Here is a 23,752-nt window from a genome sequence, read left to right on the forward strand (position 1 = left end):
GATCGATTAATTCTGAATTCCGCGCTTCCAAATTCCGAATTCTCTCCACTACACCCCACACCCTGATAACTGATAACTGATTGCTCTTGACTTTTGGACACTTTAGCTATATAAGGAGGCAGAACAAGTCAAAAAAGAAAAAAGCTAAACTTTGCTGCCGTCGAAAATCTGGTAGTAGGATTCTGCGTCTGTGTGAGAAGGAGTGCCGTGAGTATGAAAAGTTTCCGTAGCGATCGCCATCCCTATTTATCCATCCAGAGGATGGCGCAGAAAACTTGCATTCACGGTTTATTCTTAAGTGCCACTAGAATTAGTCTAACTGTATTTTTCTGGCTGTGTTTCAGTCATGTAGGTGTTGCCATACCAACATTGCAATTGACGCAAGCTCTCACTAGCGAATCTCAAACGGCGAAGAAAGTTATATTTGTCAATCCTACAGCTGGTGAGAATGGCAATGGCAGTGAAATCAGTCCTTTTAAAACGATCGCTCAAGCCCTTCAACAAGCTGAATCCAATGTCATCATTAAACTAGCGGCGGGAACTTATAGCAGAGAATCTGGTGAGACATTTCCGCTCAGACTGAAACCAGGAGTTACTCTTCAAGGCGACTCTAGCAGCCAAGGTAGCAATATTGTTATCAAAGGTGGGGGAACGTACATGAGTCCTACCTTTGCCCGTCAAGATGTAGCAATTTTAGGAGCGGATGAAGCTGTATTGACGGGAATCACAGTCACGAATCCCAATCCACGCGGTTATGGATTGTGGATCGAGTCATGCAGTCCGGCGATCGCGGATAATACTTTTACTGGTAGCAGCCACGATGGGATTTCCGTCACGGGTGATAGTACGCCCATCATCCGCAACAACCGCTTTACTCAAAATGGCGCGAATGGAATGACAATTTACGGAATTTCCAAACCAGAGATTCGCGCTAATGTCTTTGAGCGAACGGGTTATGGCATTAATGTCGCTCAACGAGCCGCACCGTTAATTATAGAGAATCAAATTATGAACAATCGGGCTGGTGTTGTGTCTCAAGCTTTCACAAAACCAGTTTTACGCAATAACATTATCGAGGGTAATAAAGAAGATGGTGTCGTGGCGATCGCCAACAGTCAGCCCGATTTAGGCACGTCAACCGAACCAGGTAACAATCAATTTCGCCAAAATGGGCGTTATGACATCAATAGTAGTGCCGCCAAGCGAGTCACAATCTCTGCGGTAGGCAATCAAGTTACCGCAGATCGTTCCATTGGTGATATTGATTTTGCAGGAACGAGTAGTGTTGCCTCAAATTCGGGAGTCGGGAGCGGACAAGCAGAGGAGCAGAGGAGCAGAGGAGCAGAGGAGAATAACAACCAATTACCAATTACTAAACCACAAATTCCGAATTCCGAATTCCGAATTCCGAATTCTCAACCAGCGTTACAAGTTGTAGAAATTCCCGTACCGCTACCAGAGTCGGAGTCAGCACCAGTTCAAAAGAAGCCCGCTCAAAAGCCAAAGAAGCCTTCAGCATCTAAGCCTAGCAAACCTGCACCACAAAACCAATCTCCAAAAGTCGCGACATCAACGACAAAACCTCAGCCCGAAGTAGCAAAAGCTCCTGCAACTAAACCCAAGTCTGAAGCAACAAAAGCCCCTGCTACAAATGAGAAGCAATCGCTTGCTGCCAACCCTCAAACTGAAGTGGAAATTCCTGTCAGCCGATCGCAGCCACCAGCAAAAGGCGATACGATAACTCAAGGCTTACCAACTTTAAAACCAGCTGCTGTCAATCCTAACGAATTGTTACCCGTTCCCGATGGTGATATACCTTCTAGTAGCGATCGCCCCGCCCGAATTGCTGCGGTATCGTCGCAGCCTAACTCTTCTCAAGTGGGAAGTTTGCGCTATCGAGTCTTGGTAGAAGCAGAAAACGCACCTACACAAGAAAAAGTGCGATCGCTCGTTCCTGGTTCGTTTCGGGTTTCTGCTAAGGGTAAAACAATTATGCAAGCGGGAGCATTTAGCGATCGCTCTAAGGCTGATGAAGTCGCGCAGTTACTTACTAGCAACGGGTTAAAGGCTAAAGTCGAACAGATGAATTAGTCCCTCAGCTCACCTCAACGAAAATTCTCAGCAAAACACGAGTCAACCAGGAGGCCAACTCATTTGTCGCCCGCCGAGAATGTGAAGGTGCATGTGATCCACAGTTTGTCCGCCGTCTGCACCAGTATTAATCACGACGCGATAGCCGTTATTCAGTCCTACTTGCTGGGCGACTCGCTTAACAGTTAGTAACAAATGACCCATGAGGGCGTGGTCGTGAGATTCGGCATCCGACAGCTTGGCTATGGGTTTTTTAGGAATCACGAGGATGTGAACGGGGGCTTGGGGATTAATATCTGTAAATGCGATCGCCAGTTCGTCTTCATAAACGATATTGGCGGGAATTTCTTTACGAATGATTTTGCCAAAAATAGTATCTGTGATTTCACTCATGCCGATCGCCCTTGAACTCTGTTAGAGATTCTAAAGGGTTCTTGTCATGGAAGAAATATAAAATGCTGGCACGGGTTTGGAGTGCATCAATTGTTGGCATCGATGCCGTCAAAGTAGGAGTCGAAATCGATGTCTCGGCGGGGCTACCGGGAATTGTCGTGGTAGGATTACCGGATCTGGCGGTTCAGGAGTCGAAAGAACGGGTGAAAGCAGCGCTCAAAAACGCTGGGTATGCCTTCCCGCTGAAAAGGATCGTGATTAACTTAGCGCCAGCAGATATTAGGAAGGAAGGACCCAGCTTCGATTTACCAATGAGCGTGGGCATTTTGGCGGCTTCAGAGCAGGTCAACCCGCAAATGCTAGGAGATTTCTTATTTCTGGGTGAAGTCTCGCTAGACGGGAGTTTGCGGGCTGTGGCTGGTGTTTTACCTGTGGCGGCGGCGGCGCAAAAAATGGGGATTACTGGGTTAGTCGTACCCGCAGATAATGCCCAGGAAGCAGCTTTAGTACAAGGGATATCAGTGTATGGTTTTCAATCTCTATCGGAAGTCGCAGCATTTCTCAATCAGCCAGAAAAATATCAGCCCGTGCAGTTTGATGGTAAACGGGAAATTGTCAGAAATGTTCATTTTGGGGCAGATTTGAAGGATGTTAAAGGACAAGCTCACGCTCGTAGAGCCTTAGAAATTGCCGCAGCTGGTGGACACAACTTAATTTTTGTGGGTCCACCAGGAAGTGGAAAGACGATGTTGGCTCGTCGTCTACCGGCAATTTTGCCACCGCTCAGTTTTCATGAGGCGTTGGAAGTTACCCAAATTCATTCCGTAGCGGGGTTGTTAAAAAATAAAGGTTCGCTAGTTGCAGAACGTCCCTTCCGCAGTCCCCACCATTCCGCCTCTGGTCCTTCTTTAGTTGGTGGCGGGACTTTTCCTCGTCCTGGGGAAATTTCCTTAGCTCACCACGGAGTTCTCTTCTTGGATGAATTAACGGAATTCAAGCGGGATGTATTGGAATTTCTGCGCCAACCCTTAGAAGACGGTCACGTCACTGTATCTCGCACCCGCCAATCGGTGATGTTTCCCGCTCAGTTTACTTTAGTCGCGAGTACGAATCCTTGTCCTTGCGGTTATTTTGGCGATTCAATTCAAGCGTGTACCTGTTCCCCGCGGCAAAGAGAGCAATACTGGGCAAAGCTTTCGGGTCCCTTGATGGATCGAATTGACTTACAAGTGGCGGTGAATCGGCTGAAACCAGAGGAAATTACCCAGCAACCCACAGGGGAAGATTCAGAAAGCGTCAGGCAAAGAGTTCAAGCAGCACGCGATCGCACCCGCGATCGGTTTGAGTCAGAATTATCAGTCAGCTGTAATGCAGCAATGCAAAGTCGCCATTTGCGGAAGTGGTGTCAGTTAGATGATGCTTCTAAAAGTTTATTAGAAGGGGCAATTCGGAAATTAGGTTTATCGGCTAGAGCCAGCGATCGCATTCTCAAGGTAGCGCGGACAATTGCCGACTTAGGGGCAGAAAAAAACCTGCAAAGCCATCATGTTGCCGAAGCAATTCAGTACAGAACTATAGATCGGATGCAGTAATCGCGCTAAATTACTCATTAGCCTCATACAATATAGTGCTGAGCCTCTATTTCTGTCCCCGTGCTAGCCCAACCGCCATTACGATTACCTCGCCGTCCGCGTCGCTTGCCAAATCAGCGCTGGCAAATCCATCCAGCACAGCCGGATTTGGTCGATCGATTGACGACAGCAAACCAGCTGTCACCCATAGTCAACCAGCTTCTAGTCAATCGCGGGATCGAGACACCAGAGCAGGCAGAAATATTTATCAATCCAGAAACCTTAGATTTGCCCTCACCCCTAGAGGCATTTCCCGACCTGGCGATCGCCATAGAGTTATTAGAACAGGCGATCGCTGCTCAAGCGAAAATTGCCATTTGCGGCGACTACGATGCTGATGGGATGACAAGTACAGCCTTGTTGCTCCGCAGCCTGCGCTGGTTGGGAGCGCAAGTCGATTACGCCATTCCCAGCCGAATGCAGGAAGGCTATGGGATTAACAAGCGGATTGTCGAAGAATTCCACAGTGAAGGCGTGCGGCTAATTTTAACCGTAGATAATGGCATTGCCGCGATCGAACCAATCGCTAGAGCAAGAGAACTCGGTTTAAACGTCATCGTCACCGACCATCACGATATTCCTCCCACTCTACCCCCAGCAAACGCGATCCTCAATCCCAAACTCATTCCCGAATCTTCACCTTATTGGGGTTTAGCTGGGGTTGGCGTTGCTTACGTCCTGGCTATCTGTCTGGCTCAGAAAACAGGACAACTTAAGGGTTTGGTCAAGCCTTTATTAGAACTCTTTACACTAGGAACGATCGCCGATCTCGCACCTTTAATTGGTGTCAATCGGCGGTGGCTGAAACGCGGATTGCGACTGCTTCCCCAATCTCAGCTTGAGGGAATTCAAGCCTTGATTCAAGTTAGTGGGGTAAACGACAAAAATAAGTCGCTCAAACCAGATGATATTGGTTTTCGCCTCGGTCCCCGCATCAACGCGATCGGGCGAATTGGCGATCCGCAAATTGTTATCGATCTACTGACAACTGATGATGCTGGAATTGCCTTAGAACGGGCAATGCAATGCGAACAAATTAACGCCCGTCGCCAGCAACTTTGCGAAGAAATCGAACGGGAAGCGATCGCCTATGTCGAATCATCGCACGCCATGTCTCTACAAGAGGATCGGATTTTACTTGTGGTGCAACCGAATTGGCATCACGGCGTAATCGGGATCGTCGCCTCTCGCCTGGTAGAACGCTACGGCGTACCCGTATTTATTGGCACGTATGAAGATGAACATCACATTCGCGGTTCGGCACGTAGTATTCCTGAATTTAATATTTTTGATGCCTTAGAATTCTGTCGAGATTTATTAGGTAAGTTTGGCGGACATAAAGCAGCTGGAGGCTTTTCCCTCTCCTCTGAAAATTTAGAGGCATTGCGATCGCGTTTGATTCAATTTGCTAATTCTTGTTTGCAACCGGAACACTTAAAGCCACTGCTAAATATTGATACCCAAGTCAATTTAGATCGGCTCAACTTACAACTTTATCAACAGCTAGATATCTTACATCCTTGTGGAATTGACAATCCAGAACCCGTCTTTTGGACGGCAAATGTGAAAGTCATCGACCAGCAAATTGTTGGTAAAGGTCATATTAAATTGACTGTCGCTCAAGAACAAGATTTATCTGTAGGGACGCACAGCCGTCCGCCCCTGCAACAAATGAAGGCGATCGCATGGCGTTGGCGCGAATATTTTCCTTTGCCACCACGGATAGATATTGCCTATCGCTTGCGAGAAAATACTTGGAATGGTAATACTAATATTGAGTTAGAATTAATTGGCGTGCGCCTACCTCATCAGCCGCAAATATTATTTCCCCTCAGACGAACTTCCACTACAATTCCCTTTGAATACAAACAGCGGCATTATACTTGCGGTGTTTTCTCTACAGATAACTCAGTAGAATTGAGAATCAAAAATACTGAAGGAAGGGTTTTAGCTATTGAGTCGGGTAACCTTACGGGTTTGTTGGGTAATAGCCGTAAAGATGCTACCCAGGTCGATCTGTTTCAACCTCATTATTACAACCTCGTTCAAGCGGCAATTCAAGCTTTAGAGATGGTTAAAGCCTAATTTTCTATACAGATTCAGAGCGATTAATTTGGTTAAACTTTGCTCTCATAGTTTCTATTCTGCCACGATTTACCCCTAAATCTGACTCTCCTAAACGAGAAGCAGAGCGAACGTGGATGACTTTAGCATTGTCATCCAAGAAAAATTCTACATCGTCTACAAACCCAACAACGGGAATGGTAAATTCAGTATAGAGATAATTTTCCGTTTGAGCGATCGCTTTTGTTCTTCTAAATGACTGAAGTACAGTTTTGAGGTCAGTCATAGCCTTTTTAGTAGAGGAACTATAGGTAAGAGGCGCAATTTTATGTACGGGATCTTGACTCTGACTGCTAACACAATTAGGAGTACTGGGACAAGGTGCAAGCTCACCTGCACGAACGCCTAAATTGTCGGGACGAGTCCCAGCAAGTAACTGCGGTTCTCCTGTTAAAGCTATTTTCGTTCCTAGCAAACAAGCAAAAACTAATAGTAAAGATATGCAGGTGAAAAGCACTCGCTTGACAATTGGATTTAATTTAGTTGCGATCGCTGACATTGCTTTCACTCCAGAATCATTCTACTGATACGTTCTATCGCTGTAAAATATGTTTGTGTTTCGTCGCAAATAGTTAGGAAAATTTTGAACGCAGATGAACGCAGATAAGAAATAATTTAGCGCTCTTCTTTGCATTTTTGCGGCTTTGCGCGAAACAAAAAGAGAATTTTTAAAAAGCTTGTATCCACTCTTTCACTTCATACTCCGTCCAAATTCCATTAAGCCAATATGGATCGGACTCAATTAAATTCCTTATAGTCGTCTCATCTTCTGCTTCATAAATACCAAAAACCTTGGTCACATCTTTAGTCGGACCAATTGTGATTAAAACCCCAGATTCTTTCTGTTTTGCCAGTCCATCTAAATGTGCTTGTCGATAAGGTGCGCGCTTTTCCAACACGTCCTTGCAGTAACTTCCCCACACAATATATTTAGGCATAATCTTTTTTGCTCTTTATGTTTTTGTCGCTGAATCTTGCACTCTCTAAATATTCCTATTATCAAAGCATGTCCCCTGCTCCCTGCTCCCTTATCTCTGCTCCCTATTCAGTAAAAAATCAAACCAAACTCAAATCTACCATTTTCATGCTGTCAGTCATGAATTTAAACTTGCTTGAGATAACCTTCATACCGCTGTCTTAATTGTTCGATAGTTAAACTCTGCGTCCAATACTCTACCAAAGCATGACCGAATGCCCAAGCATTATTTTCTGGAGATGCTGAGTTTTCCAATAACAACGACCAGAGGGCGAGTAAGTCGAAGTTACGCGGATTTTTATCTGGGTTAAGCAGTGAAAATAGTTCGTATGCCATTTGTAATTTACCAATGACAACAGGCAATTGTTCCACCGGAATTTGTGCTGCTAGCAGATTGGCTAAGGTAGGCGATCCAGTTGAGATGGTGGAGATAAACTGGAGGACGGGGCTTTTGAGTAAAGCCGTGAGTCCCTGAGTCGTTGCCATTTGGAAGGTGTAGCGATCGATGATTTTGGCGGCGGCGGTGGTGCGAGTTTCTAAGTCGCGCATGAAGCGTGCTAGCCGCAGTTGTTTAGCAGGGGCGATCGCCTGAACTAAGGCTAAGGACAGCGCATCGATCCCCCAAGCAGTTCGACCAACTTGCGGATCTGCCGTGACAATGGGTAGCACGACATCACAATAATTAGCTAGCAGTTGGGCGCGATACTGAATCGCCTCTCGTATGGAAATTTCTTTGGGGCGATCCCCCAGTTCCCAATTATAAGGCAGTTGCCACTCGCGGATCGGACGCAACCGATCGACTTGGGTGACAGCTGTAATGACGGGCAAGTCCGTGACTTCTGCCTGAATATCTTTGAGAAAGTCTACATCCATTTGTAAAGCTGGATCGAGGGCAGGATTGACAAGTAGCAATAAATCTGAGTCGTTAGCATATTCGAGAACCTGCGCCCGTAACTCAGCGCGATTCACCTGTTCGTATCCCGGCGTATCCCACAGTGTCAGCGTTTCTCCCGTATCAGTTTGCCAGCGATAATTTTGCAAGCGATCGGTGCTAGGTAAAACATCAACGGCGGCGAGTTCTGCTCTAAATAAGGTATTAATTAAGCTGCTTTTTCCGGCTCCGGTGCGTCCTACTAACAGAATACTGACAGGTTTTTGCTCTAGAATTTCCACAGGCTGGGCTTGTGTCAAAATCTCTCGCAGAGTTTGAGTCTTTGCCTGGGGTAAAGTTTGAGTCTTGGATGATTCTAAACCAGGTAAAGTATCGCCACTGTAGAGGGCGATCGCTTGCCGACACAGGTTTCTTAACGCTGCTTCCCGTAACAATTGACTCAAATTGACCAAAAGTTGTCGATCTGCCTGGTTAGTGTAACGCTGGCTAGCTTTTTTCGCTACGGCGGCGGCTGGGTTCAACAGCCACTGTGCTAAGTTCCACGCCCGCCAGAATTTCCGCGCCGATGGCTCTAGCTTGCGGTAAACTTCATATGCCTCATATGCTTGCCCGACGGTTACTTGATTCAAAGCAGGCGATAGTTTTTGCATCCACCGATCTAAATCGTCTACCGTCCCTCGGATCAACCCGTAAGCTTGGGGAATATAGATATTTAAAAGCGGATACTTGACTTCTGGGTGATAAATTTGGGCGATCGCGACAACTAAATCTTGACAGCGCTGCCAAAAAGTTTGCCAGTCTTCCCACACAGGGCGATCGCTTTGTGCTACAAAGAGAATTTCTTGTAGCGTGGCTTCTGCTTTCTTGCTGCTGTCTGGCGTTGAGAGTGTGGCATCTGCGGAAAATGATTCTAATTCTTTGCTAACTTCTGCGGCTACAGCCTCCACCTGCAAGACAACAGGGCGAGTCCACCGTACTAGCAACCACCGCCAGCCGACAAATATTAGAATAAACACACCCCAGATCCAATTGATGCGCCATTCATGGATCTGCAAACCTGCTGCTACCAGGAAGAAACCAACGATAGACGCGATTGGAGTTGCTAAGACAATCCACTGCCACAGCTTTAATCGCACCATTGCCCCTACCTATACAGTTATCAGTTATCAGTTATCAGCGATCGGTGAGGCAAGAGGCAAGAGGCAAGAGGTAGAAAATGAATTTCTGGCTTCCGACTCCGACTACCGACTTCTCCTAAGAAGTTCATAGTATTTTATACTCACAGAGACATGAGGAGTTAAAATTTAAAAACTAGGAGTGCAAAGGCAAGAGCTGAAGCGAACAGAAATAAACAATGTTCTGTTTTCTACCACCAAGCTCTTAGCCTCAAGCCCCTAACTTCTACCACATGAGTGTAGACAACATCTCAACCAAGCATTTATACTTTAGCCTCGATTTGAAACAAGAAGTGGCGAGGAGGGAACTATCGCTGAGACACTAAATCTAACTGTTAGCCTGAGAGGAACTCGTGAGGTTCGGAGTAATTATCAGTTATTCCGGTTGACGGGTTTGCTTGATGCCTTTTCAGAACCAACCTTTCGCAAGGTACTCGGCAAGTATGTTGAAGAGGGACCAAAGCACATCATATTGGATTTGTCCCAAATTGATTTTGTCGATAGTTCTGGAATTGGCGCTTTGGTGCATTTGAAGAAGCAGGCTGAAACCAACGGTGGGACTTCACAAATTGTCACCAATGCCCGCGTAACTCAAACAGTCAAGACAGTTAACCTAGAGCAATATTTGGGTTTACGACCGACTGTTGAAGCAGCTTTAGAAAATATTCAAGCATCTTGAGCGATCGCGGGCATCTTAACTTTAGCTATCCGGTTTTGCGATCTGGATAGCTTAATTTTTTGATATAAAAAACTTATCATAGGTTGAACCCTCTGAATTTGGGGATCGATCATAATAATGTAGTCACCGATCGCTGATGGCTGAGATTGGTTGTTGACGGTTGACAGTTGACAGTTGACAGTTGACAGTTGACAGTTGACAGTTGACAGTTGACTGGTCACTTTCCACTGATAACTTTGTACAGACGTTACAGGTAACGTTTCTACACTGATAACTGAGAACTGATAACTGACTTGTTCTGGGAGAATCCAAACCGAGTGGAACCGAAGGAGGACAATTTATTCGACGGCTCAGCTCGGGAAGCTCAGACAGATGTAGTCACTCAGTTGGAGTTGCTACCTAGTTGGTTGGCGATCGCTCCCGAGCAGCTACAGCAACTCTCACCTACGGCTTTAGCATATTTGGGCGACGCGGTTTACGAGCTGTATGTGAGGAGCCATTTTTTGCTACCCCACAAGCGATCGCAGGCTTACCACAATCTTGTCGTTGCTCAGGTTAGAGCTGAAGCCCAGGCTTCACACTTACGCTATCTCACTCCCTACCTCAACCAAATTGAATTAGACATCGTGCGTCGGGGACGCAATGCTACTGTAGGACGACCGCGCCGCGCCGCACCAGAAGTTTATCAACAAGCAACAAGTTTAGAAGCTCTCGTAGGCTATCTTTATCTGAGCGATCGCCAGCGCTTACATCAACTCTTGGAGCAGCTACCATTAGCGCCTAATTCAGCAACATTAAACTCCCCTAGTATAAATAAAGACGAGTACTAAGGCTATTAAAAAATAAGAAAAATTTATGACAGAGCCACCCAAATTAAAAGCCAAATCTAACCCTTCTGGAAAACCGCAACGTGGCAAACCAGAGCGTTATACAGGCAAGCGTGCCGATTTCAAACATAATGGCACTAAACAGGATGGGGAAAAACGTCATGTGGTAGGCAAGAAAGATTTCTCTCGACCAGTCTTAGCTAGTCCTACTTACAATACAGAGCGCGACAAGACAGATCGTTTCTCGTCCCAAATTCCACCTTCCACATCAGAAGAAGAGAGCGATCTGATTTACGGTCGCCATCCCGTGCTGACAGCTTTGGAAACCCAACGACAGCTCAATCGGCTTTGGGTTACTGCTCGTCTGCGTTACGATCATCGCTTTCATTCTCTGCTCCAACAGGCAAAGGAGAATGGTACGGTCATTGATGAGGTTGAACCAAAACGCCTAGACCAAATTACCCATCACGCCAATCATCAAGGGATCGCCGCTCAAGTAGCTCCCTACGATTATTTGGAATTAGGAGAGCTAATTGACAAAGCTAAATCGGCTTCTCAGCAACCCGTAATTGTTGCTGCCGATGGCATTACCGATCCTCACAACTTGGGAGCAATTATCCGTACCGCTGAGGCAATTGGAGCGCAAGGCTTAGTCATCCCTCAACGCAGAGCTGCTGGGATCACGTCTACGGTGATGAAAGTCGCAGCGGGTGCTTTAGAAACATTCTCTGTCGCCAGAGTCATTAACTTCAGCCGCGCTTTAGAAGAATTAAAAGCAGCTGGTTTCTGGGTTTACGGTACGGCATTAGAAGCGGAACAATCGATACAGACAGTTAAATTTAGTGGTCCTATTGTGCTAGTAGTTGGCTCAGAAGGGGAAGGATTGAGTTTGAGCGCTCAGCGCTGCTGCGATTTGCTGGTATCGATTCCCTTGTCAGGCAACACACCGAGTTTGAACGCTTCTGTCGCAACTGGTATGGCACTTTACGAAATTTTTCGCCAACGCTGGCAAAATGTAAACTATGTCAACATAGGTACAAAAAAAGATACATTAGAAAACTAGCGGTGAGATTTTTTTACGACCTGTGACAATAGTTTACGATTTGTTTTGTTAGTCCAAATCCTTTACCACAAGCTGATAGGAAAAAAACACATGAACCCAATTTGGAATCACACTAAAGAAAATTTGATTAGCTTCTTCCATAACTTCGGTTGGGCATGGTGGGTAGAAATTGATACCCAAAATCCCCGTTGTACTTACTACTTCGGTCCTTTTCTCAGCGCTAAAGAAGCGGCAGCTGCCCAGCGTGGTTACATAGAAGATTTGGAGCATGAAGGAGCGCAAGGGATTGCAGTCGAGATCAAACGCTGTAAACCCTCTCGGTTAACGATCGCCGATGATATGGGAGAAAGATCTGAACCTCAGATCAAACCAATCTTGAGCGGTCAAATGTAATTCTGAAGTCAAAAGGCAAAAGTCAAAATCCAAAAATTGTCGGGGCGGGTTCACCCGAAATACTGGTCAGAATCAAAGATGATTGGTAAACCCGCCCGTACAGGAGTCAGGAGTTATTTTGTCTCCCCTGCTCCTCTGCTCCTGTTTCAAGGCTTGATTTCCAGCCTTGCTGTGGCGGTTTTGGGGTAATAGTGCGCCAGAATTTGCAGATAGTTGTAGCCTTGTGCTGCCAGTCGATAGGCTCCTGTTTGGCTCATACCTTTGCCACCATGAGCTTTTTGAACGATCTCATCTGTCGCAGCGTAAAGCGATTCGACTACGCCACCTTGATAGCTAATAATCTGTCCAGCAGTATCTTTGACGGCTTTTTGCGTAGTGTTATATTCGCTGTTCATCCCTTTGTAGACTTGCCAGCGCTGGGTATTCCCAAGATTAAACCAGGAATTTGCCGGACGTACCATGTGAACCAAAGCATAGGAGCGAGCGGCAACGGCTTGAGCTTTAAGGGCTTCAGTCGGGGCGGAAGCGTGCATTTCGCTACCGACAACGCTGGCAAGATAATGTTCTAAATCGACATAGTTAACCGCGAGTAATTTCTGTTGTCGAGCAACGAGCAGGAGTTTGCCTCTGTACCAGCGATCGCCTACGTAGATCGCACCTCCTTTTTGAGGATAAATCCAGACTGCATTGGGTAATTGGGCATTGCCAATTGTAATCCGATCTGAGTCGCTAGGCTGTGCTGTAAAAGCCTGTCCGTTGGGCAGTTGGCGTAATACTTTGCCGTTTTTCTCTACAACTTGGGCGAGAGTTGAAGAGCCAACGATCAGAGAATCTGCATCTTGAGCGATCGCCACGCGAATTTCTAAGTTTGGCGCAGCATATTGTGTTTTTTTGGCTACAGGCTGCCGTTTTCGTTTAATTTTTTGAGGTTGCTGTTTGCTCGTTTTATTTAGCGTTGGTGGCTGAGCTTTTGGTATCTTGCTTTGCTCCTCCCGCCTAGCTTCTGCCTCCCATTGAGCGACACTAGAAACGTTATTCGCAACATTATTGTTAGCTGGAGTCGCAGAAGATGGATCTGTTGCCGTAGTAGAAGTCAGAGAGAAAGATTGACTGAACAAAGGTAAAAGCAGAGGTGCAGACGCGATCGGGATCAGTAACATCCCTAAATTTCCAATAACTTTGAATCCTCTATTTTGTCTGTCAAATCTACTCATATAGCTTTGCGTTTAGCTTTACGTTCATCAGTCGCGATCGTCAACCCGCCAAACCATCTGACGGTAGCACAGCAGAACTAAGTCATTTTAGCCGAATCAGCGATCGGTGACCAGTTATCAGTTATCAGTTATCAGTTATCGGTTGTCAGTGTAGAGACGTTACATGCCACGTCTGTACAAAGTTATCAGTGAAGAGTGAGGAGTAACTTACGACTTACGACTTACGACTTACGACTTGTCTTCTCACCCCCTAAGCTCTAGTTTTCCTGTTACGCTAGAGCTATGCTAATGACTGCCGAGCTGCTGCTACAATACCAACGTTGTAATCGTCGCCCATTTCTCGATCGCCACGGAGATTTGGCGCTTAAAGATGCTCCTAGCGAACTGTTGCTGAAGTTACAACAGGACAAGTTCGAGCATAGACAGAGCATGATGGCAGAACGGATTTATCAGCAACCTCAGTATTCTAAAGAGGATTGGCAAGCAGGAGCAACAGCAACTTGGCAGTTAATGCAACAGGGTGTAGAGCAGATTTATCGAGGGGTTATAATTGCCCGCACTTCAGAAGATGTAACGCTGCTCAGTCGTCCCGATTTGTTAATTAAACAACCAGGGGGATCGATTTTTGGAAATTGGATGTACATTCCAGCCCAAATTGAATTAGGCAAGCGCCCCAAACTAGAATATCAAGTTGTAGCTGCTTTTCACGGACAGGCGTTGGGCATGGTGCAGGAGACTACACCAGATCGAGCCTGGTTGCTCTTGCGCCGCAAAGAGATGTATGAGGTAAGTTTAGCCAGAATACTGCCGCAGATGCAGCAGATTTTTACCGAGTGCGTCGAAACACTAGCAGCACCTCAAGCACCAGAAGTCTTTATTTCTCGCCAGCGATGCAGTTTATGCCGTTGGTATAGTTATTGCTCTGGCGTTGCTAGATCTGAACAACATTTATCTTTACTGCCTGGGGTGACACCCAATCGTTATAAAGAGTTACAGGCGATCGATCTTGTCACGCTAGAATCTTTGGCTCAGGCTAACTCATCTGACTTAGCAAGCTTACGAGGTTTTGACCAAAAGATCGCCCATCATTTAGTATTGCAAGCGCAGTCAGTCTTGGAAAATCGTCCGATTTCGCTTTTAAGGGAGCAGGGAGCAGGGGAAAGAGAGCTGAGGGAGCTGAGGGGGCTGAGGGAGCTGAGGGAGCAAAAAACAACTGTCAACCATCAACTGTCAACCGTCAACTGTCAACCGTCAACTACCAATTACCAGTTACCAAATCCTATTGAAATCTACTTTGATATTGAGGCACAGCCAGATCTAAATCTCGATTACATGTTAGGAGTGTTGGTGGTCGATCGCCTGAAGCAAACGGAAACTTTTCATTCTTTACTAGCAGAAACACAGTCAGATGAAGGCACGATTTGGCAACAATTTTTAGACATTGTTGGGCGCTATCCACAAGCGCCCATTTTTCATTTTTTCTCGTATGAAGTTGATACAATTAGACGCTTGGCTCAACTTTATCGGACACCAGCAGAACAAGTTAGAGCGATCGTCGATCGCTGTGTTGATGTTTACGAGCAGATCGCTCAAACTGTGGTGTTACCAATTGAAAGTTATGCTCTCAAAGCGATCGCTCGTTGGATTGGGTTTGAATGGCGCGATCCCCAAGCGCATGGTTCGCAGTGTATTTATTGGTACGATCGCTGGTTAGCGACAGGCGATCGCTCTTTTCTCGAAGCAATTGAACGTTATAACGAAGATGATTGTCGCGCGACTCGTCTGGTAAAAGATTGGTTAGAAACTTTCATCAAGCGGGAATTAGAAACGGATTTAGAGCGAGTTTCTTTAGTATTTTAGCTGGCGCTTCTATGCCTGATTTCAAGCTGCGAAACCGTTGTCTTGTACGTCGTTAGTTTGTTGCGGTTGCAGTTGAAATTTTTGCTGTTGTCGAGCGTGGCTTGATGTCAAGTAACGATTTAAGATGCGATCGAGGGGAACGAGAATTTTTTCTAGCCAGTGGCTTTTGATCCCAAAGGTGAGGCGGTGGCTGAGGGGATGAACGATTGTCCATCGCCGCCGCCAACCCAATTGTTTGTATTTTTGGAGAAAGTAAGCATCTTCAGCTAAATTCCACTTGTCACACAAGCGATGCAAACTCGCTAATGTCCATGCGTCACTCCAACGCAGCATATAAAAGTGTAAGTCCGTCCATTCTAAGGGTGGTCCCGGTACGTAAGTGACAAGGCTGCTGGGTTCAAAATAGACTTTACCTCCCGCCTCTCTAACACTCATGCAAAAGTCCAGATGTTCTTTCGTGTTCAGCATGGCTTCATCTAACAAACCAATGCGGGAAAAGATCTCTGTACGCACGAGAACGCAGTGAAATTCTGCTAATTCAGTTTCGTTACGGTGTAGGCGATCGCGGACTTCTGCGACTCGTTTTCCCTGCTTGTACATCTTTTCTCGCAACCTGCGTCTGGGAGTTACTTTATTTTTATCAACCCAAATATGAGATTCGCCACCTGCAAAGTGGACGATTTCATGTATTGGTAAATCCTGACACATCAATGGTCCCACAACTGTAGCTTGAGTTGCTTCGGCACATTGAACTAGATTTTCTAGCCAACCAGGGGAAACAACCACATCATTGTCAGCAAATACAACATATTGAGTATCCACTTGCCGCAAGCCTATATTTCTAGCTTGATTGGGAGAAAGATAGTAATCTGTTCTGATAATTTGAAAGTTTCTAACTCGCGCTTGTTCCTCTAAATATTGGCGTACTTTTCTAGGAGATTTGCCATCAATATAAACTAATTTAAAAGGAATTTGCGTATGTTCGTAGATACTTTCTAAAGACTCTTTAGTATAACTAAAACGTTCGCGAGGAGTTACAACAATCGTAACTTGAGGAGTTGTCATGGTAAGTGGTAGTTAGTAATTGATAATTTTTGGTTGATGGTAGACGCGCTCCGCTACACTACGCGAAGACGGCTGATGTTTTTTGATTAACCAAGCGGCGATCGCTGTCAACTGTTAACTGTTAACTGTTAACGACTTACTTTCTGATAAATATCGACAAGTTCGTCGTTAAGGTTTTGCATATTAAAATATTTTTCGACTCGCTGGCGACCAGCTGCACCTATAATATTCCATATCTCTGGATGTGCGATTAAATATTGTAACTTTGAGGCGATCGCCTCTGTATCTCTTTCTGGGACTAAAAAGCCAGAAACACCATCTTCTACAAGTTCTGGAATTCCCCCGTGATAGGTGCTAATGACTGGTAAGCCGATCGCCATTGCTTCTTTTAAGACATTAACAGGGGCATCTTGATTACCATCGCGTGCCGTAATACTGGGAGCAATAAATATGTGAGATGCTTGCAAAACTTCAATAATTTCCTGCCGATCTTTTTTGCCTAATAAATGTACGATATTAGTTAATTCTAGTTCTTGAATCAGTTGTTCTAGTTCTGTTTGTAAAGAACCGCAGCCAACGATTTTATATTCTAGATTAGGACAAAATTTTGCTATTTTCGCTACAGCGCGAATACTGTATTCAATTCCTTTCTTTTCTACTAAACGCCCAATAGTAGCAATACATATTTTCTGATTAGAATGACGATCGCGGGGTGTATATTGGAAGCGAGCGCAATCAATTCCTGAGTAGTGAACGCAGATTTTTTTTTCGTCACAACCGAGTTTGAGGAGACGGCGCTTAAAAAAATCGCAATTTGGCAGAAAGAGATCGGCTTCTACAAAGGTGCGATCGTAAATGCGATCGCCATGTTCTTGAATGAATTGGCTGATATCGTAACCGCGAAACGATACGACTAATTTGGCTTGAGGAGCATTAATTGTCCGAAACAGCATACCCCAAAAACTTAAAGTTCCAAACTGACAGTGAACGATATCATATGCTCCTTTATCTGCGCTAGCGATCGCGGCATAAAATAATCGTAAAGAAGTCGCCGATTTGCCATACTTGAAACCATTAAGCGATCGCAGTAGTTTAGCAGGTGCTTTTGTAAAATTTATACTCAGTAAACTAATTGCTTTGAGCGATCGCCTCAGAAAGTTTTGGGGAATCTCTGGTAAATAATAAGTGCGTTCTAGTAAGCGGTATTTTTCTACATCAGGATGGACTTTATTCAAGTCGCCTGGAGTGCAAGTATAAATGTCTACTTGATGTCCGCGTTCTAGGAGTCCGGTAATTTGGTTAAGAATAAAGGTTTCTGAAAGTAAAGGAAAGTGATTGACAATAAATGCCACTTTTAGCATAGAGATCGATCGGGTATCTTAAGATAGAATTTTTGGTATTGTCTATAGAAGACTGATGCTAATGAAGCAATCGAGAACTACGAGTTAGAGGGAGAATAAGCAGATTTCTTATATCTTTTACCAAATTACAGGAGCAATTGTATAATCTCACAAGTTACCCAAAATTCCTAGAGGAAAAAATCAAAACGAATCTAATGCTAGTTAAATTTGGCAAACCTCGGTCGGTTTATTTCTACCCTTGAGAATCAGTAAGACTTGCTACAAACTTTATCTTTTTTTCTGTTTTAAAGACAAAGTAAGCGAGTGGATAGTCTTAAATAAAATATTGAATAAGATGTTAATGAGTTTTCTATGAAATTAATGTGAGAAAAATCCTAGATAATTTAGACGCAAAAAGTTATAGTTAAAAATTGATAATTATGTATACTAGTATGCTTGACAAAACATTGCTTGAAGCTAGCCGTCACTGAACGGATCGCTAGCGATCGCCGACTGTTAAGAAATTATGTTAAAAAATAGAGTTAAGAAAGATAACAATTATTGATAAAATAATCGAGAGAGGAAATACAGTAAACTCTTTTTCGATCGCCAAAATAACAGTGATAGATAAGATATGTTTACTGATAGTAGATTCAATCAAATTTTAGGGAGATACTGAAACTTATGGCTTTAGCAGTTGGTACGCAAGCACCTACATTTACAGTCAAAGATACTAATGGTAATACAGTCTCCTTATCTGATTTTGCTGGTAAAACTGTAGTTTTGTACTTCTATCCCAAAGACGATACACCGGGCTGTACAAAACAAGCTTGTAGTTTCCGAGATGCCAAGCAAACCTACGATAACAAAGACGTTGTAATTTTAGGTGTAAGCGTTGATGACGAGCAGTCTCATCAACAGTTCACTGAGAAATACGGACTTAATTTTCCACTTTTAGCTGACACTCAGCAAACTCTAGTTAAAGCCTATGACGTTGACGGTGGCGGCTATGCCAAGCGCGTGACTTATGTAATTGATGGTAGTGGTAAGATTATCCATGTTGATAGCAGCGTTAACACGACAACTCATGCGAGTGACGTGTTAGGAGCATTGGGATTATAAAAAGTAAAGGGATGGCAACGCCATCCCTTTACTTACTTATTTTGTTTGAGGTGGATTAGCAGGATTGTTATTAGGCTGCGATGGATTTTGTTGCATCCTTTGTAGCTGCTGCTGGCGAAACTTAGCAGCTGCATCATCTAAAGATTGATTTTGCTCGGTGGCAAAATCTCCCGCAGAGCGAATATTGCCCATTTGAGCGCGGTGCATAATATCCATTAAACCGCTCATAGCATCGCCAGTATCACCACGAGAAAAGGGATCGCGGTTTTGTTCCTGATTCAGATCCCGTAGAGGTTCGGCATCTGTGGTTGCTTGCGCCCAAGTGAGTTGCGGTAGTAATAAGGTAGCTAAGCTCATTCCTACTACTGCACCGAAAAATATTTTTGTTAGAGATGAAGCAGAGATTTTCATGGAGTGATGGCTCACATAACTGAAAATAGGAGAAGAGGTAGGCTTCATACCTTATGCCAGAGTCCGCCGCAGTAAAGGTTGAATACTCAGCACAGCTACGAAGCTAAAACCGACCAACATCAGTATAGCTCCGCCAAATGTCACTGCACCCCAAGGCGCTTGCATGACTACATTACCTAAGTTCCAGCTATTGTGTAGATAGAGATAGCGAATCGGTTCGATCGCATAACTTAATGGGTTAATTGTTGCGACAATTTGCAACCACTTAGGCATAAAAGACAAAGGCGCGAGAGCTGTGCTAGCAAATAGCAAGGGCAGTTGAGTCACGAAAATGACGGCAATCAGTTCTATATGTCCTGGTAAGGCGAAGGCTAAACCGAGACTTACAGCTGTTACACCCAAAGCCAGCAGTAAAATAATTAAAGCGATCGCACCCAAACCAGCTAGATTGGGTAAGCCAGCGCCCAAAAAGGCAGCCGCCGCCACAATTACCGCTGCTTGCAACAAACTCTGACTGACAATAAAAATAGTTGAAGCTAAAACAATCGAGAAGCGCGAAGCCAGAGGAGCCACCAATAAGCGGTTTAAAAAGCCGAATTCGCGATCGAACATGACTGGTAATCCTGCATTTAGCGCCCCACCAAAAGCAGTAAAAACGATAACGCCAGCACTTAAAAATTGACCGTAATTGGTGCTATCGCCAAACATTCCTTTGGGAGCATTTTGAAACAAAGCACCAAATAGAATCAACCACATAACAGGTTGAATGATTCCAGCAATTAAAGTTGAGGGGCGGCGCTGTAACTGGATGAACAAGCGGCGAGTGAGTGCCAAAGTTTCTTGGACTATTTCACCTAACCAGTTAGGAGTATCTTCTTTTTGAACTGCCGTCGATGCCAGTTGTTGCCAGTTAACATCAGATTTGGCATCAGATTTTGGAGGAATAAAAGTACTGCTCATACGATTTTAGATTTTAGATTGGTAGTTGGTAGTTAGTAGTTGAGTGGTGCGTGGTGCGTGACAAAAGTTCTTTACTTACGACTTACGAATTACGACTTACGACTTATCTCATATTTTGTTTTCTTTCTGCTTTGGGATCGCGGCTTCCGGCGGCAGCGAGTTCGGCATCCATCAGAGTGCGACCTGTGGCAGCGAGGTAAACATCATCTAAACTAGGGCGAGACTGGGAAATGCCAAAAATGGGCAAACCAGCAGATTTCATCGTTGCCTCAATTTGAGTTAAAGCTTCTGCTTGGGGTGTGACAACGAGATTGAGCGAGTTACCTTGAGCGCTATTAACGATCGCTTCTTGGACGAAAGGTAGCGCCGTCAGCATTTGTTTAGCTTTTTCTGCTTCTTCTGGAGGGGAAAATTCGCGAATTCGCAGCGTGATGCGATCGCCTCCTACTTTATCTTTCAATTGGGAAGGCGTACCGGAAGCAATGACTAAACCGCGATCGATAATTGCTACGCGATCGGCTAATGCGTCAATTTCTTCTAGGTAGTGGCTGGTGATTAAGACGGTAGTTCCCAGTTCGCGCAGCTGGCGTAAAAAATCCCACACGACAAAACGGCTTTCAATATCAAGTCCAACTGTTGGTTCGTCCAATACCAAAACATCGGGAGCGTGGAGTAAACCTGCGGCTAAGTCTAGGCGCTTGCGTAAACCGCCGGAGTACGTGCCTGTCTTTTTGTCTGCGTACTCCTGCAAGCCTAGTAAATTTAATACCGTGTCAATTCGTTGTTTAATGACAGCATTAGGTAGGTGATAGAGAGCTGCTTGTAGTTGCAATAACTCTCGTCCCGTCAGGACTTTATCGGGAGCAACTTCTTGAGCTACATATCCCAATCTTCGTCTAGCGGCTCTAGGGTTATCTACTACTGAAATTCCAGAAACTTCTACTACTCCTGCATCTGGTGTAGAGAGGGTACACAAGATGCGCAAGGTTGTAGTTTTACCTGCACCGTTGGGACCGAGTAGACCAAAAATCTCCCCAGGTTCGATCGCAAAGGAGATATCTTTGACAGCCTCAACACTGCCATAACGCTTTTGTAAATTTTGGATGAAAACAGCAGGAGCCATAGGAGCTTCTTCTCGCTAGCAGCGATACAAATCTAAATACTTCCTGTCTTCATCATAGAAGAGTGAGTAGTGACTAGTGACTAGTGGCTAGAAAATAGATTGACTAGCCACTAGTCAAAGCACCACTATCGAGAAATGAGAATCGTGCTGATGATGGTGTTTAAGCTGGAAGCTAAAGCGTTGGTAACCTGGTGGGTGAAAGGTAAACTATCTACAACCATGCCCGCACACAATAGCATCATGTAAAGGATGGAATAGAGGAATAGCGATCGCGCTTGAGTCTTACAGGTGGGATTGTGCCATAATAGCCACGCTTTTTGCACGAAGATGCTACCAAGAATAAGGGCGATCGCGCCGTAGATCGAACCGCACGATTGTAGGGGATAAATAAGTAAGAACGTAGCGGGGATCAGAATTAGGGTGTAAAACCAAATCTGCTTTGCTGTAGCCTCGTCGCCTGCTACAACTGGTAACATCGGTACGCCTACTTTGGCATAGTCTTCGCGGATCATCAACGCTAGCGCCCAGAAATGAGGTGGTGTCCACAGAAAAACAATGGCGAAAAGCGTCCAAGCCGTCCAGCTTAAAGTGCCTGTCACCGCTGCCCAACCAACTAGGGCTGGAATTGCCCCTGCTGCACCACCAATGACGATATTTTGGGGAGTATGACGTTTGAGAAAATGGGTATATATGGCAATGTAGAAAACGATGCCAGCCATTGCTAACAGAGCAGCTAGCAAGTTAGCAAAGATTGCTAAGAGTGAGAAAGAAATGACTGCTAAGGCGATCGCAAACAGGAGGGCGTGGTGCGACTGCACTCGTCCTGAAGGAATTGGACGGTGGCGAGTGCGTTCCATCGCATAGTCAATATCGCGATCGTAAATGCAGTTGACGGTTTGGGCAGCAGCGGCAGCAAACGTTCCGCCTACTAGAGTGACGACGAGCAATTTTGGATCGACTCGTCCTTGAGCTGCAATCCACATACTGCCAGCAGTAGTAATCAAAAGTAGAGGTATAATCCTCGGTTTAGTTAGCTGATAGTAGCTATGAACGACTTGAAGAAAGTTTTGATGGTGTCTAGAGACATCTGCCCCGATCATAAAATTCACACCAAATTCCGTTTATTTTGAAACCAACACAGTATCAGAAGTCAGAAGTCAGAAGTCAAAATCAACTGCTCCCTGCTCCCTAATAACTGGTCAGGAGTCACTGATAACTAGTCACCAGTCACTAGCCACTAGTCACTGACGCGACGATCGCTTCGCGAACCGCCGGAGGCATCGCGAATTGCCAGTACGGTGTAGCCAACCAAAACACCTAGTAAGGCTGCGCCAACAAACTGGTGAGATACAGTCAGTGGTTCTACTTGTAAATGCAAGCGGAAGGTAGCAACCCCTAAGAGAATTTGCAGGAAAACTAGTCCGCCAGCCATGTTTGCTAGTCGGCGCAACGCAGGATGCAAAGCCGGAGTTCGCCAAGATAGTAACACTAAAACCAAGGTGGCTAGCGTTGGGGGAACCACACCCCCAATGTGACTGTACATGACGCTACACAATTGCTGTCCGGTTAAGCACTGGTGTAGCGCCCAGCGCGAACCTACCAATGCCCCAAGCAAACTTTGCACGTAGACTAACACAGCAGCAGCCAATCCCAACCAAGCCAATTTCCCGGCGTTACCAGTTCCTTGATAAGGCGTGAGTGCCGTACCAATAACCAGTAATGCGCTAAAGAATAATAGCGCCGTCCCCAGATGCGCGGTGACAATATCGAACCGTAGTAATTCTGTAACTGTCAATCCGCCCAAGACCCCTTGAAAGACAATCAGGCTAAGGGCAAAGATCGCCGCCCAAGGTAGCCAGCGGGGGAGAAAGTTACGGTTCCACCAACTCACGACTGTTAGCGCGATCGCCCCTAGCCCGATTAAAGCCGCATCTAGGCGATGAAACCACTCTAAAAATACCTGAAAATTCATCTGTTGAGTCGGTACGAGCGTACCGTAACACAGGGGCCAATCTGGGCAAGCTAGCCCAGCATTCATGACCCGCGTAGCACTGCCGATCGCCATCAAGATCAGAGTTGCTACGCATAACTTCCACACCAACCGCCGAATTCTTTCCCGTGGCTGGGACTGCTCGATTGTGTCTGTGTTTTGTCTTTGCAGGACGAACTCAGTCATGGACTGTACCTTAATTGCCTGTCTTCAAAGGGTTGCCAGTATCTAACCAAGTATTTACAAATATGTAAGTGCTAGCTCACCTTCCACCCTAGCGCATCGTCGCGAGGTGATTTGGTTAGCCATATACCTAATGTGCCGGATTGCCGTAGCTTAGCCCCTAAGCTTTAGAGATTTTTAAATTGTTCTACCCCGTTACATTTGTTCATGGTTTATGGATAACCAACTCCAACTTGAGCT

The 23,752-nt window shown here is 45.3% G+C and carries 22 protein-coding genes; 9 read left to right on the top strand and 13 right to left on the bottom strand.

The features are described 5' to 3' along the window. Nucleotides 1-213 precede the first annotated feature (213 nt). Nucleotides 214-2,091: a DUF1565 domain-containing protein gene (locus QH73_RS10445; RefSeq protein ID WP_039716483.1), complete on the top strand. Its 1,878-nt coding sequence runs from the start codon at nt 214-216 to the stop codon at nt 2,089-2,091. A gap of 42 nt (nt 2,092-2,133) precedes the next feature. On the opposite strand, the gene QH73_RS10450 is transcribed toward QH73_RS10445, so the two are convergent. After that, nucleotides 2,134-2,484: a histidine triad nucleotide-binding protein gene (locus tag QH73_RS10450; protein WP_039716482.1), complete on the bottom strand. Its 351-nt coding sequence runs from the start codon at nt 2,482-2,484 to the stop codon at nt 2,134-2,136. Nucleotides 2,485-2,546: 62 nt separating this feature from the next. Between QH73_RS10450 and QH73_RS10455 the strand changes: the two genes are divergently transcribed. Beyond that, nucleotides 2,547-4,076 carry a YifB family Mg chelatase-like AAA ATPase gene (locus QH73_RS10455; RefSeq protein WP_039716481.1) on the top strand — a complete coding sequence of 510 codons (1,530 nt, stop codon included), beginning with the start codon at nt 2,547-2,549 and terminating at the stop codon, nt 4,074-4,076. Between the two features lie 60 nt (nt 4,077-4,136). Beyond that, nucleotides 4,137-6,200 (top strand): single-stranded-DNA-specific exonuclease RecJ, encoded by a 2,064-nt coding sequence (gene recJ, locus QH73_RS10460; RefSeq protein WP_039716480.1) that lies wholly within the window; start codon nt 4,137-4,139, stop codon nt 6,198-6,200. 4 nt (nt 6,201-6,204) lie between these two features. Here recJ and QH73_RS10465 read toward each other — a convergent pair whose 3' ends face one another. The 3 genes from QH73_RS10465 to QH73_RS10475 form a co-directional block, all read right to left on the bottom strand. Next, complete coding sequence (locus QH73_RS10465) at nt 6,205-6,639, bottom strand: DUF1499 domain-containing protein (protein WP_039717650.1); 435 nt, start codon at nt 6,637-6,639, stop codon at nt 6,205-6,207. Between the two features lie 268 nt (nt 6,640-6,907). Beyond that, entirely contained in the window at nt 6,908-7,177 is a 270-nt protein-coding gene (locus tag QH73_RS10470; protein WP_039716479.1) for a YciI family protein, read from the bottom strand. Between the two features lie 164 nt (nt 7,178-7,341). Next, a complete protein-coding gene (locus QH73_RS10475) occupies nt 7,342-9,246 on the bottom strand; it encodes a GTPase family protein (RefSeq protein ID WP_039716478.1) in 1,905 nt (634 codons plus the stop codon). Nucleotides 9,247-9,592: 346 nt separating this feature from the next. On the opposite strand from QH73_RS10475, the gene QH73_RS10480 reads away from it, so the two are divergent. After that, nucleotides 9,593-9,961, top strand: a complete 369-nt coding sequence (locus tag QH73_RS10480; RefSeq protein ID WP_039716477.1) for an STAS domain-containing protein — start codon at nt 9,593-9,595, stop codon at nt 9,959-9,961. Here the strand turns inward: QH73_RS10480 and QH73_RS10485 are convergent. Beyond that, nucleotides 9,949-10,182: a hypothetical protein gene (locus tag QH73_RS10485; protein WP_132866890.1), complete on the bottom strand. Its 234-nt coding sequence runs from the start codon at nt 10,180-10,182 to the stop codon at nt 9,949-9,951. The genes QH73_RS10480 and QH73_RS10485 overlap by 13 nt on opposite strands. Before the next feature lie 96 nt (nt 10,183-10,278). On the opposite strand from QH73_RS10485, the gene QH73_RS10490 reads away from it, so the two are divergent. From QH73_RS10490 to QH73_RS10500, 3 genes are all read left to right on the top strand, one after another. After that, the gene (locus QH73_RS10490; RefSeq protein ID WP_039716476.1) at nt 10,279-10,791 is read left to right on the top strand and encodes a Mini-ribonuclease 3; all 513 of its coding nucleotides are present in this window, start codon (nt 10,279-10,281) and stop codon (nt 10,789-10,791) included. Nucleotides 10,792-10,816: 25 nt separating this feature from the next. Beyond that, the gene (gene rlmB, locus QH73_RS10495; RefSeq protein WP_039716475.1) at nt 10,817-11,851 is read left to right on the top strand and encodes a 23S rRNA (guanosine(2251)-2'-O)-methyltransferase RlmB; all 1,035 of its coding nucleotides are present in this window, start codon (nt 10,817-10,819) and stop codon (nt 11,849-11,851) included. 90 nt (nt 11,852-11,941) lie between these two features. Then, nucleotides 11,942-12,244 carry a DUF1816 domain-containing protein gene (locus tag QH73_RS10500; protein ID WP_039716474.1) on the top strand — a complete coding sequence of 101 codons (303 nt, stop codon included), beginning with the start codon at nt 11,942-11,944 and terminating at the stop codon, nt 12,242-12,244. Between the two features lie 146 nt (nt 12,245-12,390). On the opposite strand, the gene QH73_RS10505 is transcribed toward QH73_RS10500, so the two are convergent. Further along, a complete protein-coding gene (locus QH73_RS10505) occupies nt 12,391-13,458 on the bottom strand; it encodes a SpoIID/LytB domain-containing protein (RefSeq protein WP_039716473.1) in 1,068 nt (355 codons plus the stop codon). Between the two features lie 282 nt (nt 13,459-13,740). Between QH73_RS10505 and QH73_RS10510 the strand changes: the two genes are divergently transcribed. Then, complete coding sequence (locus QH73_RS10510; protein WP_039716472.1) at nt 13,741-15,318, top strand: TM0106 family RecB-like putative nuclease; 1,578 nt, start codon at nt 13,741-13,743, stop codon at nt 15,316-15,318. Between the two features lie 21 nt (nt 15,319-15,339). Here QH73_RS10510 and QH73_RS10515 read toward each other — a convergent pair whose 3' ends face one another. Together QH73_RS10515 and QH73_RS10520 are read right to left on the bottom strand one after the other, a co-directional pair. After that, nucleotides 15,340-16,383: a glycosyltransferase family 2 protein gene (locus tag QH73_RS10515; protein WP_039716471.1), complete on the bottom strand. Its 1,044-nt coding sequence runs from the start codon at nt 16,381-16,383 to the stop codon at nt 15,340-15,342. A gap of 128 nt (nt 16,384-16,511) precedes the next feature. Further along, nucleotides 16,512-17,744, bottom strand: a complete 1,233-nt coding sequence (locus tag QH73_RS10520) for a glycosyltransferase (RefSeq protein WP_039716470.1) — start codon at nt 17,742-17,744, stop codon at nt 16,512-16,514. A 663-nt stretch (nt 17,745-18,407) separates the two neighbouring features. Between QH73_RS10520 and QH73_RS10525 the strand changes: the two genes are divergently transcribed. Beyond that, nucleotides 18,408-18,845, top strand: coding sequence for a peroxiredoxin (locus QH73_RS10525; protein WP_039716469.1), 438 nt, complete (start codon nt 18,408-18,410; stop codon nt 18,843-18,845). Nucleotides 18,846-18,881: 36 nt separating this feature from the next. Here the strand turns inward: QH73_RS10525 and QH73_RS10530 are convergent, their stop codons facing one another. From QH73_RS10530 to QH73_RS10550, 5 genes are all read right to left on the bottom strand, one after another. Continuing rightward, nucleotides 18,882-19,304, bottom strand: a complete 423-nt coding sequence (locus QH73_RS10530) for a hypothetical protein (RefSeq protein ID WP_132866892.1) — start codon at nt 19,302-19,304, stop codon at nt 18,882-18,884. Between the two features lie 3 nt (nt 19,305-19,307). Continuing rightward, on the bottom strand, nt 19,308-20,216 hold the full coding sequence (locus tag QH73_RS10535) for an ABC transporter permease (protein ID WP_052290154.1): 909 nt from the start codon (nt 20,214-20,216) through the stop codon (nt 19,308-19,310). 103 nt (nt 20,217-20,319) lie between these two features. Beyond that, on the bottom strand, nt 20,320-21,339 hold the full coding sequence (locus QH73_RS10540; RefSeq protein WP_039716468.1) for a daunorubicin resistance protein DrrA family ABC transporter ATP-binding protein: 1,020 nt from the start codon (nt 21,337-21,339) through the stop codon (nt 20,320-20,322). Nucleotides 21,340-21,464: 125 nt separating this feature from the next. After that, on the bottom strand, nt 21,465-22,439 hold the full coding sequence (locus tag QH73_RS10545; protein WP_039716467.1) for a heme o synthase: 975 nt from the start codon (nt 22,437-22,439) through the stop codon (nt 21,465-21,467). A gap of 137 nt (nt 22,440-22,576) precedes the next feature. Next, a complete protein-coding gene (locus QH73_RS10550; protein WP_039716466.1) occupies nt 22,577-23,515 on the bottom strand; it encodes a COX15/CtaA family protein in 939 nt (312 codons plus the stop codon). Between the last annotated feature and the right edge of the window lie 237 nt (nt 23,516-23,752).

The sequence above is a fragment of the Scytonema millei VB511283 genome, from assembly GCF_000817735.3.
GTDB classification, from domain to species: Bacteria; Cyanobacteriota; Cyanobacteriia; order Cyanobacteriales; family Chroococcidiopsidaceae; genus Chroococcidiopsis; species Chroococcidiopsis millei_B.